15 protein-coding genes are annotated in these 12,870 nt (G+C 33.4%); 11 read left to right on the top strand and 4 right to left on the bottom strand.

All coding sequences use genetic code 11. From position 1 onward, the window contains the following. Position 1 precedes the first annotated feature (1 nt). The 3 genes from CHRYMOREF3P_RS24365 to CHRYMOREF3P_RS24370 all read left to right on the top strand — a co-directional run bounded on the left by CHRYMOREF3P_RS24365 (position 2) and on the right by CHRYMOREF3P_RS24370 (position 1,515). Entirely contained in the window at positions 2-346 is a 345-nt protein-coding gene (locus tag CHRYMOREF3P_RS24365) for a recombinase family protein (protein ID WP_410500284.1), read from the top strand. Continuing rightward, positions 331-813: a hypothetical protein gene (locus CHRYMOREF3P_RS00475; RefSeq protein WP_180563545.1), complete on the top strand. Its 483-nt coding sequence runs from the start codon at positions 331-333 to the stop codon at positions 811-813. The genes CHRYMOREF3P_RS24365 and CHRYMOREF3P_RS00475 overlap by 16 nt, the downstream gene beginning before the upstream one ends. Before the next feature lie 570 nt (positions 814-1,383). Next, complete coding sequence (locus tag CHRYMOREF3P_RS24370) at positions 1,384-1,515, top strand: type II CAAX prenyl endopeptidase Rce1 family protein (protein WP_410500285.1); 132 nt, start codon at positions 1,384-1,386, stop codon at positions 1,513-1,515. A gap of 5 nt (positions 1,516-1,520) precedes the next feature. On the opposite strand, the gene CHRYMOREF3P_RS00480 is transcribed toward CHRYMOREF3P_RS24370, so the two are convergent. Next, positions 1,521-2,816, bottom strand: coding sequence for an NRAMP family divalent metal transporter (locus CHRYMOREF3P_RS00480; RefSeq protein WP_180563546.1), 1,296 nt, complete (start codon positions 2,814-2,816; stop codon positions 1,521-1,523). Positions 2,817-3,274: 458 nt separating this feature from the next. On the opposite strand from CHRYMOREF3P_RS00480, the gene CHRYMOREF3P_RS00485 reads away from it, so the two are divergent. From CHRYMOREF3P_RS00485 to CHRYMOREF3P_RS00495, 3 genes are all read left to right on the top strand, one after another. Further along, positions 3,275-4,720: a helix-turn-helix transcriptional regulator gene (locus CHRYMOREF3P_RS00485; RefSeq protein ID WP_180563547.1), complete on the top strand. Its 1,446-nt coding sequence runs from the start codon at positions 3,275-3,277 to the stop codon at positions 4,718-4,720. 520 nt (positions 4,721-5,240) lie between these two features. Continuing rightward, positions 5,241-6,161 carry a hypothetical protein gene (locus tag CHRYMOREF3P_RS00490; RefSeq protein ID WP_180563548.1) on the top strand — a complete coding sequence of 307 codons (921 nt, stop codon included), beginning with the start codon at positions 5,241-5,243 and terminating at the stop codon, positions 6,159-6,161. 10 nt (positions 6,162-6,171) lie between these two features. Further along, entirely contained in the window at positions 6,172-7,083 is a 912-nt protein-coding gene (locus CHRYMOREF3P_RS00495) for a hypothetical protein (RefSeq protein ID WP_180563549.1), read from the top strand. Between the two features lie 199 nt (positions 7,084-7,282). Here the strand turns inward: CHRYMOREF3P_RS00495 and CHRYMOREF3P_RS00500 are convergent, their stop codons facing one another. Then, entirely contained in the window at positions 7,283-7,459 is a 177-nt protein-coding gene (locus CHRYMOREF3P_RS00500) for a hypothetical protein (RefSeq protein WP_180563550.1), read from the bottom strand. A gap of 261 nt (positions 7,460-7,720) precedes the next feature. Here CHRYMOREF3P_RS00500 and CHRYMOREF3P_RS00505 point away from each other — a divergent pair, with 261 nt between their 5' ends. The 5 genes from CHRYMOREF3P_RS00505 (at position 7,721) to CHRYMOREF3P_RS00525 (ending at position 11,009) form a co-directional block, all read left to right on the top strand. Continuing rightward, a complete protein-coding gene (locus CHRYMOREF3P_RS00505) occupies positions 7,721-8,110 on the top strand; it encodes a hypothetical protein (RefSeq protein WP_180563551.1) in 390 nt (129 codons plus the stop codon). 77 nt (positions 8,111-8,187) lie between these two features. Next, positions 8,188-8,631, top strand: a complete 444-nt coding sequence (locus CHRYMOREF3P_RS00510; RefSeq protein WP_180563552.1) for a thioredoxin family protein — start codon at positions 8,188-8,190, stop codon at positions 8,629-8,631. Positions 8,632-8,638: 7 nt separating this feature from the next. After that, positions 8,639-9,565 (top strand): FAD:protein FMN transferase, encoded by a 927-nt coding sequence (locus CHRYMOREF3P_RS00515; RefSeq protein ID WP_180563553.1) that lies wholly within the window; start codon positions 8,639-8,641, stop codon positions 9,563-9,565. Continuing rightward, the gene (locus CHRYMOREF3P_RS00520) at positions 9,562-9,783 is read left to right on the top strand and encodes a DUF4266 domain-containing protein (protein ID WP_180563554.1); all 222 of its coding nucleotides are present in this window, start codon (positions 9,562-9,564) and stop codon (positions 9,781-9,783) included. The genes CHRYMOREF3P_RS00515 and CHRYMOREF3P_RS00520 overlap by 4 nt, the downstream gene beginning before the upstream one ends. 35 nt (positions 9,784-9,818) lie before the next feature. Further along, positions 9,819-11,009, top strand: a complete 1,191-nt coding sequence (locus CHRYMOREF3P_RS00525) for a DUF3570 domain-containing protein (RefSeq protein WP_180563555.1) — start codon at positions 9,819-9,821, stop codon at positions 11,007-11,009. 298 nt (positions 11,010-11,307) lie between these two features. Here CHRYMOREF3P_RS00525 and CHRYMOREF3P_RS00530 read toward each other — a convergent pair whose 3' ends face one another. Together CHRYMOREF3P_RS00530 and CHRYMOREF3P_RS00535 are read right to left on the bottom strand one after the other, a co-directional pair. Continuing rightward, on the bottom strand, positions 11,308-11,982 hold the full coding sequence (locus CHRYMOREF3P_RS00530) for a DUF6629 family protein (protein ID WP_180563556.1): 675 nt from the start codon (positions 11,980-11,982) through the stop codon (positions 11,308-11,310). Between the two features lie 138 nt (positions 11,983-12,120). Beyond that, the gene (locus CHRYMOREF3P_RS00535) at positions 12,121-12,801 is read right to left on the bottom strand and encodes a BON domain-containing protein (protein ID WP_180563557.1); all 681 of its coding nucleotides are present in this window, start codon (positions 12,799-12,801) and stop codon (positions 12,121-12,123) included. Between the last annotated feature and the right edge of the window lie 69 nt (positions 12,802-12,870).

Raw genomic sequence — 12,870 nt, forward strand, 5'->3', positions numbered from 1 at the left:
AATACGCTATTTCTTTAATGAAATAGCAAAAGGAATTGAAGCTCCTGAAACTATACGTCGACAGCTTTCAGAAAAGGGAGTAAAAATTTTGAGTAATCAAGCCTTTCATGTTGCAATAAGAAATCCAGTGTATTGTGGTAAAATATTTATAAAGAAATATCGGGATGAAGAAGCTCACTATGTAAAATCTTTACATGCTCCTCTTATAAGAGAGACACTATTTAATAAAGTTCAGTTAATTTTAGAAGGCAATAAAAGAAAAATCCGAAAGTATATAAAATTTAGTTCTGCTGATGTTTTCTCATTGAGAGGTTTCTTGATTTGTCCAAAATGTGGAAAAATTTAACTGCCAGCGGTTCAAAGGGAAGTCAGAAAGTATATTATTACTATCATTGTAAATCATCTTGTGGATTTAGGCAAAGTGCTGAACTTACCAATAATCTTTTTGTTGAGGAATTAAAGAAATATGAGTTTCTTCCTTCAGTTCAAAAAATCTTACAAAATATTCTACTAACAGCCTATAAAAAGTATAATAACAAAGCTGATGATAGAAGAAAAAGAATAATTTCTGAAATAGAGACTTATAATGCTAAGATAGCTCTTACACGAGAAAAATTATTAGCGGAAAAGATTGAGGATGAAGATTATATGATCATTAAAGCACAGTCTAAACAAAAAATTGAAATTCTTGAAAATGAACTTCATGCTCGTTTAGTTGCGACTCGTAATCCCGAAAAAGTTGATGATCGCTTAAACAAGGCTCATTATCAGTTATATCTAACGTATCATTATTATACCAATCAAGTAGTGTAGAAGCAAAAAGAAAAATAATTAGTTCGATATATCCAGAAAATCTTGAATTTACAGGAATTGAATATCGAACTACCAGAGTAAATTCAGTATTAAGAAGTATATCTCTTGTAACCAATGCGTTAGGTGATGTGAATAATAAAAAAAATGATAAGAAAACAGCTTATCCCTGTCTGGCAGCCCCAACGGATGATTTCTCGAATTTTTTTAAAGAAGATTTATTGCGAATAGAAAGTATATATGAATATTTTGATTCTAGAAATAAACAGGTTTAACCTCAAAATTTATATAAACGTCCCGTCCTGAAATAAGTTGACAATTAATCAACTTATTTAAAAGTGAAAAATGAACACAAAAAGACTACAGCATTGGCTTTAAATTGAGAATAGTTTCTCAGGTCGAAAATGGCGGTTAAACCCATAAACAGACCCAAAAGGAATATGGCATAAACAAATTTCTTCCCAAAGATGTCCTTCAATTATTCCGTTAATTTTGGTTTTTGAAAAATATTATATATGCCATAATAATTTGGAAATATAATTAGAAAATAATTAATTTTTAAATTAAGCAGGTATAGGAAAAAAATTAGCCTCCGCCGTACTCGGAGCTGTACTTTTTGGTATTGCTACATTAAAGACTGGAAATATAGCCCTGTCTACAGGATTACATTTTGCATGGAACTCACTACATTGGATTATTTACTGATTTATTTAGATAGTAAAAAACATAGCAACTGATGCTGCAGCCATGAAGAAAAATGTTGCCCATAACAAACTTTTTGACAGCCACCTGCTTTTGAATTCTCCCATAATATGCTCACTTGCAGATATCCGGATAATCAGAAACAAGAGAGGTACCGCTGCTACACCATTGAGAACTGCTGTGTAAACAAGGGCTTTCACTGGATTAATCCCAATAAAATTCATACACAGGCCAATAAATGTAGAAATAATAATGACCATATAAAAGCCTTTTGCTTTTGTAAATTTAAGATCTAAACTTGCATTCCAGTTGAGAGCTTCCGAAACTGCATAAGATGCTGATCCTGATAGAACAGGCACTGCAAGTAATCCTAATCCAATGATTCCAATGGCAAATATAATTTTTGATATCAATCCGGAATTTGGAAATGATTGAACTAAAGGTTCTAAAGCCTTTGCTGCATCAGCGGCAGTATTAATATCTATTATATGGGCGCTGTGTAAAACGGTTCCTCCGACCAAAATAATACACCATGTAGTAAATTCAGAGATAATCATGCCTATATTATTATCTTTTCTCATCGCATGAATATGATGCCACCCGATTCTTGGCTTTCCATCTTGAATCAGACCTCTTTTATTTTCTTCTTCCACTTCTTGAGACGCTTGCCAAAAGAACATATAGGGCGTAATCGTCGTCCCAAATACCCCAGTGATTATGAACAGAAAATTGAAAGAAAATTCAAAATGAGGAACCATAGAGGCTTTTAATATTTCTTTCCAAGGCTGATCAATCATGAAAGCTGTAAGAGGGTAGGCAAGGAGTGATAATGCCAGCCATTTGAGAACTTTTGAATATACGCGATAACTGGTGAAGACCTCTAAAGTAAGTATGCTAACAGTAAAAAACAGCATTAGGATAACAATATCGGCAGGAATAATTAATTGTGCCGCTGCCGCCATAGCTCCGATATCCGCTCCTATATTAATTGTATTAGCAATGACAACCAATCCTACAGAAGTATAGAGTATTTTTTTGCTATAATGCTCTTTGATAACTCCTGTTAATCCTTTACCAGTAACCATTCCTATTCTTGCACAGGCTTCCTGTACTGCAGTCATAAATGGGAGCATATAGAGTGCGGTCCATAGCTGCCCATAACCGAATTGAGCCCCGGTCTGGGAGTATGTAGCAATTCCTGAAGGATCATCATCAGCAGCTCCTGTTGTCAGTCCAGGACCTAGTAGTCCGAAAAATTTTTTGATTTTTTTGCTTTGGTTTTGAACATTATGCTTAACGGACATAATTAAATAGTTTTTAGGGATACAATATACTATTAAAGGGAACTAATTGGTATATTTTTTATAGCAAATCGCAGTCCTTAATTTTATATAGTAAAATAGCTCTTTCCATAGTTAAGAAAGTCTTGCAAATGTCCATAACAATCATCTTACAGTGTTTTTTAAAGATCTTGGCATTCATTGATTCTAATTAAAGATCTATATACTGGTGATCTCTAGCGGTATTGTAAAAAATTAATTTAAAATTATTATTGTTTAGTATAAAATTAATTTATATTGTTTTTTTTAATGAATATAATGATATAAATTGAAAAAAAATAATATATTGTATATTTAAGGTCAAAAAGTGTATGAAAAAAATAATACTATCTTCTTTCAGTAACTATAAATATTGTTCAGAATCAACTGTACTGGATAAACATTCCTTATCAATAAATGGAGTAAAAACAACTTTGTAAAGTATGAATTCAACTTTATTTATTGGTATGATTTATTTTAGAAAAGTACTTTTTTTAGGGATCATTTTTTCTTTTTTAGAGTACAAGTCACAATCCAAGATACATGATATTGACAGCTTGCAGACAGAGGGTTTTGGTAAACTGCTGAAAAATGGTGATTTTAAAAAAATAATTTTACAAGAAAGAAAGTACCTTGAAGTAGCCAGGAAAAAGAACTATAAAAAAGGAGAAATAAGAGGGAACATTAATATTGCTTATGCTCTGACTGTATTTAAGAAAAATAAAACGAGTCTGGATTTTTTAGAAATTGCTAAAAAAGAGCTCGATAAAGATCAAGATAATAATCTTTTAGAGTACCTATATTTTGTCTATGGAGTCAATTATAATTTACTTCATATGCATTCACAAGCAATAAGAAGTTTTGATGTTGCATTTGAATACGCACAAAGAATCGAAGATAAAAAGACGAGGGAGAAGAGATTATATAATATCTATGATTGGAAAAGAAATAGCTTTCAGGTATTAGGGATGATGGATTCAGTATATAGCAATGAAAAAAAGTGCATGCAGTCTCCAATGCCCATGCTTTTTATAACTATTGCCAACAGACATTTTCAAAACCAAAATATTGATTCAGCTGAATTTTTTATTAATAAAGCTAATGACTTATTGTTTGTAAAAGAGATTCCCATCGAAGGAAAGGCTAATGTCTTGCGGGCCTTCGGCAAACTCAACATCAAAAAAAAACATTATGATAAAGCGTTGAATTATCTGTTTAATTCATTAAAAATTACTAGTAAAGCCAATCTACGAAAAAGAAATTTGGAATCATATGAATTAATTTCTGAAGCTTATAAGGGACTTAATGATAAGGAAAAAGAACAAGAATTTGTATTGAAGTACTCTCAGCTACGTGATAGTCTAAGAACTGAGGAAGAAACTGTTACCAACATTGTAATTGAAAAAATTCTTGATGAGGAGTTGAAAAAAGAAAAAGGTAATAAATATTATTTTTACTATATTATTATAAGTATTTTAGTCATGAGTATCGTAGCTATTTACTTGATCCGTGATGAGTTAAAAAAACGAGAAAAGCTAAAAGATTTTTTAATAGATCAAAAAGTGCAGGAATCTCAAGAACTCAGAAAAAAGCTTAGCAATGTCCATGATGAACTGATTCAACTTGTAAAAAATTCTGATCCTTCTTTTATGAATCGTTTTAGGGAATTGTATCCTGAATTTTGTAATAATCTAACTTCGAAGTATAATCATCTTACTTTAAATGATTTAAGATTATGTGCTTTTATCAAATTAAACTTTTCCAATAAGCAAATTGCTGATTATGACCATATATCACTAAGGACTGTTGAATCTAAAAAATACAGGCTAAGAAAGAAACTTGAGCTACCAAAGGAGATCGATTTTAATAAATGGATTTTGGAGCATTAATTTTATCAATGCAACGGTTCATGTCTCACGTGTAAAACTGTATGACGAATTGTATCTTAGGCAAGATCAGTTTTTGAGAAAACGTTTTACCGATGCTTCCCGCATTACTTTTGGTCTACTCAGACTGAGATAGATTATATTGCTTCATAAAATATTCAGTATATACTTATCTATTTCATATTTTGTAGAAACTATATTTTGATCATACAATGTATTAATTTGTAACCTTACTGCTGCAATTATGTGGTTTGGGGTATTCCTTCTATTGAATTAATCCTTATAGTTTGAAAAGAAAGTATTCATTGGTTTAAGTTTAAGTTACACGTATTCAGTTATTTATTTATTGCAGTACAAATGCAGTGCAGATCTTTTTGTGATATTACAATACATTTGACAAGAAAATGTAAGCATGTCATTAGGTTCCCTTTTCCATATCTATTCTATAATATTTTTATATAAATAGACCAAGATAGATTTACTTTTTTATATCCCATATTTTACAAACTCTAAAACAGCATATATGAAAAAAACAGTATTTTTTGCAAGTATATTATTGTCAGCTACTACACTTGCACAAGTTGGTATTAATGAGGTAGCTCCTAGTGCCATGTTAGATATTAGATCTAAGGGAAATACAAATACAACTAAAGCACTTGAAGTAAGTAATTCCAATGGAACAGAACTTCTGACAATTCTTGATAATGGAAATGTCGGGGTCAATGTTTCTAATCCCACTGCAAAACTACATACTAATGGAAGTGTAAGGTATGAAAACTTACCTATTGTTTCCGGGAGTTTATCACCTCTTGCTATCAAAGATGATGGTACAGTTGGAACCTATGTTCCAGAACCTACGAAATACCTTTATATGGCAATGGCGTCAACGGTTACTACTTCTGGTTTCCCACTTTCAGACACTGGTATTTATACCAATATCCCTCTTACTTCTGCACAGGTTGTTACCAATACTATTAGTACAGGATTTGGTACTGATGCTTCTGCCTCTTTAAATGTTAACAGTACCGTAATTTCATCCTCAAATGTAAGATATATCACTTTTCCGGAGCCTGGGGTTTATAAAATAAATTTAAATTACTATACCAATTGCACTGGAAGTCCTACTGATTCATCCAATGGGATGTTGGGAATAGGAACAGCTCTATTCAAAGCATCTTCAGCTAGTACGAGCTACAATAGGTTAGCCGTAGTCCGTTACAATGGTTTACCCAGAAGAAATGATACTGGTGCAGTAATTACAGGCCCTTACAATTTCCCACTTCCCCACACTGTTTTTCTAGTATTTGAAACTACAGCAGCAAATGAAAAAATTGCCCTTTTTGTAAATTATGGTTTTGGTGATAACTTTCCCACAAATGTGTGTGCCTTTGCTACTCCTCCTGGTTTATCCAATAAAATAACAATGAATATTTCCAAATTATGATTCACTAATTATGAAAAAGATATTTTTAATAATTTTAACTTCAGTCAGTGCTGAAGTTTGGGGGCAAGTGGGTATCAATACCACTAATCCTTCAGCAACATTAGATATTATTTCAAAGGGAAATGATTTGACAACTAAAGCTCTGGAAATTAATAACTCAGATGGAACAGAATTATTTAAACTCCAAAATAATGGATACCTAGGAATTAATACAGGTACATCTCTACCTACTGATTTACTGCATGTAAAAACTGAGGTGAAACATGAAAATCTGCCTGTTTTGTCTTCTCCTTACAGTCCTCTTGCTGTTGATGCTAGTGGTGCTGCTAAGGTTAAGCCTGCAACAATTCAGTATTTTTACTTTAAACGCAGTTCATCCTTTGGTAACTTTTCGCTTTATAATACAAATATATATACCAATATTCCTTTTCCTGCAGGAGGAGATGTTCAAGGTAATACAACAGGTTTTGGATTCGGAACGGATGTTTCGGGAACTGTCAATTCACAATCTGTCAGCAATATCAGTTATCTAACGATTCCCGAACCTGGTGTATATCTTTTTGAGATGTATCAGACAGCATTTTGTACCGGACTGCCAACAACATCATCTAATACCGGCCAAATTGCTATCAATACCATATTTGCTACAGCCAGTAATGGAAGTTCTGTTTATTCTACCAATACAATTTTCCGAGATTATGCGATTGCACGAAGAAATGCGACAGGAGGAATTCATGTTAGCAGTTATGCGTATGCTAATCCACAGAAGCTTATTGTTGCTTATCAAAGTACGGCAGTAAATGAAAAAGTGGCGTTGTTTGTTAATTATGCTGGAGGAGACAGCTATAATACCCAAACGTGTCAAATGAATATTCCGAATGGAAGTGATAATTATGGTTACTTAATTGTCACCAAACTTTAGATGGGCTAAAATCACACTTCAAGATTCTAAAAACAAAAATAAAGAAAAACTATTCCCAGGAACTCCTACAACTTTACTCTATCCAGAGAACAGAAGTAGGAGTTTTTAAATTCGGGATTTAGAAAAAAGAGTAATTCTATTCATATTTTACCTTCTGAATTCCTTATATATTTGCCAATTGCAATATTTATTTGGAGGATTAGTCTGCCTCTGCATGAAAAATGATATTTCCCCGATAGATATTAACTAAAGCAGTGAGATCTCCGGTGAATGGTATTGTAGCACCACTTGCTGTTATGTTGATCATTCGGGAAGACAAAAATAACAAATACAGGGACTTCCAGAAGTGCATCTGCAGCAAGAACCAGAGGTTCATGTTGATTTTAAGTTAATTAAGAAAGGGATAATACTTTGAATTTTTTTTGGTTTTGACCAATTATAATTAGTTTGCTGAACCTTGGTATTCTCTATCAAGGTTTTTTATAATATCAAACAATAAGCAGCATATCAGTAAAGTGTAGTTTTGAATTAAATTTATTCGGCAGAACCAACAAGTGTTTATTTGTTCTAATACTTAAATAAGCAGTATTTGATTTTTTAAAATCATTCGTAATAAAATATTTCATAATTTTGATTAGTGAAAAAGTTGATTTCCATATTGTTGTTATTTTTATATTTAGTTTCCACAACCGAATTGTATCAGCTTTTGAAAATCCCGGAACTGATCGAGCATTACATCGAACATAAAGAATTGAATCCGGATATGACGCTTACGGCATTTCTGAGAACACACTATGATCATCCGGTGAAAGATGGAGATTACGGAAAAGATCAAAGACTTCCGTTTATTATACATTCTACACCCTTGTCGTTGGTTTTTACAATTAATCCGGGCTTCAGTTTTGAAACAGCAACATATCATTTCAGTCCTTTACAATATCATAAAATTCCTTCAAAAGATGAAGATCTTTGCTATAAAGGTTTCCTGAATTCTGTTTGGGAACCGCCAAAGGCTGCTTGTTCATAATTTGGGCAGAAAAATGATTTGTAGTTTCTACAAATCAATATCATCAATTACTTAATTTATATTATTAATTCAGAATAATGAAAACACTATTTTCAGCCATTTTAATGGTTGTATTCGCTGTTGGCATTCATGCGCAAAACCGTTTGGAAAATGCCAAAACACAAGCCTCACAAAATAAAGAGCTTATCCTTTTAAATTTTTCAGGTTCAGACTGGTGTATTCCCTGTATAAAACTCCATAAGAATATTATCGAAACCGATGAATTTAAAAAGCTGGAGATGGAAAATGTGGTCGTTTACATCAATGCAGATTTTCCAAGAAACAAAAAAAATCAGCTTTCCTCAGAACTGAAAAAAGAAAATGCTTCACTTGCTGATCAGTATAATCAAAAAGGATTATTTCCTTACACATTATTACTAAATTCTGAAGGCAAAATCCTGAAAAGCTGGGAAGGTCTTCCTTCGGAAAATGCATTGGCTTTCAGCAAAGAAATAAGAAGTATCAAAGAAAATCAAAAATAAAAGGTATATGTTAAGAGAATTCAAAAGACCTCAGAAATTAATGGGGAACGCTTTTGAAATTACCGTTGTAAGCGATGATGAAAATTCGGCAAATCAGCATATCGATGCAGCTATCGAAGAAATCCTGAGAATTGAAAAACTTCTGACGACATTCAGTGAGGAAAGCCAGACGAATCTCATCAACAGAAATGCAGGAATCGAACCCATAAAAGTGGATTGGGAGATTTTTGATCTGATTGAAAGAAGTCTTAAAATCAGCAGAATAACGGACGGTTATTTTGATATTTCCTATGGCGGAATCGATAAAAGTTTCTGGAATTTTGACAAAGAAATGAAAGAGCTTCCCAATCCTGAAGTGATTAAAGATCATCTTAAATTGGTTAATTATCAGAATATTATTCTTGATCGCGAAAAGCAAACGGTTTTCCTCAAAGAAAAAGGAATGCGGATCGGTTTTGGGGGAATCGGGAAGGGGTATGCTGCAGAAATGGCAAAACAAATGCTTCAAAACAGAGGTGTCACTGCCGGAATTGTAAATGCTTCAGGAGATTTAACGACCTGGGGAAATCAGGCAGACGGAAAACCCTGGACTGTAGGAATTGCCGATCCAGATAACGCTAAACAGCCGTTTTCGTATATGAATATCACAGATATGGCGATTGCAACTTCGGGAAATTATGAAAAATTCGTCGTGATCAACGGTAAAAAATATTCTCATACCATTAATCCGAAAACAGGAACGCCTGTTTCGGGCGTAAAAAGTGTTACGATCTTTTGTCCCAACGCAGAAATTGCCGATGCAATGGCTACTCCCGTAAGCATTATGGGAATCGATGCCGCACTCAATATGATCAACCAGATCAATCATCTGGAATGTATCATTATTGATGATCAGGACAAAATTTATTCATCTCAAAACATTAATTTAAAATGAAAAACTTTATAAAAATATTAGCTTGCCTACTGATCACAGTTGCTTCAGTACAGTCTTGTACCACCGTAAAAGAATACGAAAAAAATAAATTAAATGACGCTGAAATGGCTCTCGGAAACCGAAAAATTGAAAAAACCGAACTAAGCTTTCAATCGTACAGAGAAGGATCTTCGGGCGCCAATGCCGGAAAAGTTGGCGGTGGTTGCGGCTGTAACTAAAAAGAGTAATCGTAAAATTTAATCGTGATTTAAAAATGAAAAAATTGATCGTAAGTGTTATTGCTCTTTTCGGAATTTTCAACGCAAAAGCACAGGAGAACACAAACAATGAACAGCTTAAAAAACTAACTTTTGATGAAGCTAATTTAGTTTCAAGCTATTACAAACAAAACGGGAACAACTCTGCAGTTACGGGAGGAATCGGTACGGAAAAACTGACTGATATTTCCAATACCATTGACGTAACTATGATAAAATACGACAAGAAAGACAGGAAAAATAAATTCGATTTCAGTGTTGGGATTGATCATTATACGTCCGCTTCGTCGGATATGATCGATCTGAAAGCCAATTCATCAGCTTCCCACGCAGACAACAGGATTTATCCTGCATTAAGCTGGAGTCGTGAAAATAACGAAAAAGGAACGACTTTAATGGCGGGTGTTTCTACGTCTTTTGAATTTGATTATACATCTTACGGTGCAAACATCGGGTTTTCACAAAAAACCAAGAACAGAATGGGAGAGTTTACCGCAAAATTCCAGGCTTATCTGGATCAGGTAAAACTGATTGCCCCAATTGAGCTTAGAACAAACGGAAGCACAGGAGGTGAACACGAGAGCTACGGCACAAGCGGAAGAAATACTTATGCACTGTCGCTTTCCTATTCACAAATCATCAATCAGAACTTTCAGGTTGAATTTTTGGCAGATGGTGTTCAGCAGACAGGGTATTTGAGTTTACCTTTCCACAGAGTTTATTTCAATGATAATTCAGTTCATCAGGAGGCTTTACCGGATAAAAGGTTTAAAATTCCATTGGGGGTAAGAGCAAATTATTTTCTCGGGGACAAAGTGATTCTGAGAGCATATTACCGTTATTATACCGACGATTGGGGTTTAAAATCCAATACTTTCAGCCTGGAAACGCCCGTGAAAATTTCACCTTTTGTTTCGGTAAGTCCGTTTTACAGATATTATTCTCAGACTGCGGCTAAATATTTTGCACCTTATCAAGAGCACACGGCTTTTGATGACTTTTATACAAGTAATTATGACCTTTCAAAATTCAGCAGTAATTTTTACGGGGCAGGAATCAGAATCAGTCCGAAGAACGGTTTATTTGGGGTAGAGAGGCTGAATATGCTTGAAATCAGATACGGACATTACACGAAATCTGTTGGGATGAAGTCTGATATTATTTCCCTGAATTTGAGATTTAAATAGCATCTTTCTTGTTAGGATTTTCAAAATTAAACTTTTATCAATATTTATTAAAAAATAGCGCTACTTGGCTTCAAGTGGCGCTATTTGGCTATGTTTGAATTTGAATGGCTGCTGATTATGAAATGAATAAGATTGAGCAAAATAAATGGAAATGAATAGACATCTGTAAGTATTCAGTTCAAGAAATATAGTGATCTCTTGAAAAGTTGAAGAAATCTATTTTTAATACATTTAAATTACCATGCCTAATCTTCCGAGCTTGTATTTCTTCATCTTTTCTACTATAGCTAAATTATTTTTATTTGACATAAATTTCAGGATACTCTCTTTGCTTTTTATCTGTTTTTTCACTCACAATTATATAAACAGACATGCTTATGATTGCCGCGAAAAAACACCAAACAGAGAGTATGTAATGATCGTAAAAGATCTCTGAAACTATATAAGAAACCAAAATGGCTATACCAAAAAAGTGCATTCTTTTTAGTTGGGAAAAAAACGGAGGAGCAATTGTTGCCACGCCATATGATATAATACTATAATTCCTCAATGAAGCAGGATAGTTTTGGATGTAAGTAATATGATGACCCATAATCTTTGCTTCCACATGATATGATAAAAGACAATATGCCAAATAAATACTTACGATGATTCCTACACCTAATAATATCTTCTGTACTTTTTTTCGGGGCTCATTGTCCTCAAACATTAAAAGAGAAATAGGTACCCAAACGGGCCACAGAATCTCTGCAAAAAATAGAAATATAAAGGTTGCAGCCCGTTGCATAATGATATGATCTGGCTGGGGAAGGGTTAGCCAAAGTATTCCTTCTGTTAGCTGTTGGACTCCAAAAATAAATGGAATACATGCGAAAAGATGCTGTGAAGAATGCCGTGTTTTTTTTATACATGCTATACCAACAGCCGTGAGTGCTATACCTGCTGAAAAACTTGAAATTGCTGAAAAACACATTTGATTGAGATTTAGAGGTTGTTTTTGTGAATCTTTTACAGAATAGTGTTAAACTTAATGGCTATTCATTATTATTAAAACAAAGTTTGCTGTAATTTTACAATTAGCTGCTATACAGCTTGAATAGAAGAGTCATATCTACGATGATAAACTACTTTTTGAATATTCATAATCCACAAATAACCTGTTATCTACAGATCTTACCCCTGGAGTTTTCCATGCAATACGGCCGGCTTCTTCTTTTTGATGCCATGAATTTACTGTTCCTGTTAAAATCACTGTAGTGCCGGATACTTGAATGTGTATATCATTATTATAAAGTGCCCAGGTCATGTTCATTGCGTGCTCAATATCTTTTTGTTTAATATCATCCATTATGTCTGATATGATTTTTATATGATTGATTACCCCTTTTACACCTGAAAGATACCGGATTGCATTTTGAGTAATTTCCCGTTGATAATCCCATTGTAATTCACCTTCCAAAGTCACCTGACCATTTTCCACAATCACTTTGATTTTGTTCTCTGGAATCAATGCATTGGATTTAAAAGTTTTTAAAATCTCTGCAGCAATTTCATCATCAGTTATAGATAAGGAATCTTGAGATTTAACGATAATGTTTTCTACTAAAACTTTTACTCCAACAACTTTTTTTGCAGCATTCTCGGCTTCTATTTTTTTTGCATAATGATCAACTACTCCAGTAAGGGCAACGACACCGTCTTTTGCAGTTACCCCTATTTCTGCTGCATGCAATAATGGCTCTCTTTTAATGGCATCCTGAACATTTTTTTGTAATTCTGTATTTGTCTTCATGATAACGTAATTTATCAATCAAAATTCCAGAAACTTTGGAAAAAACACTATGATATACATCACATTGAA

The organism is Chryseobacterium sp. JV274 (genome assembly GCF_903969135.1).
GTDB lineage: Bacteria > Bacteroidota > Bacteroidia > Flavobacteriales > Weeksellaceae > Chryseobacterium.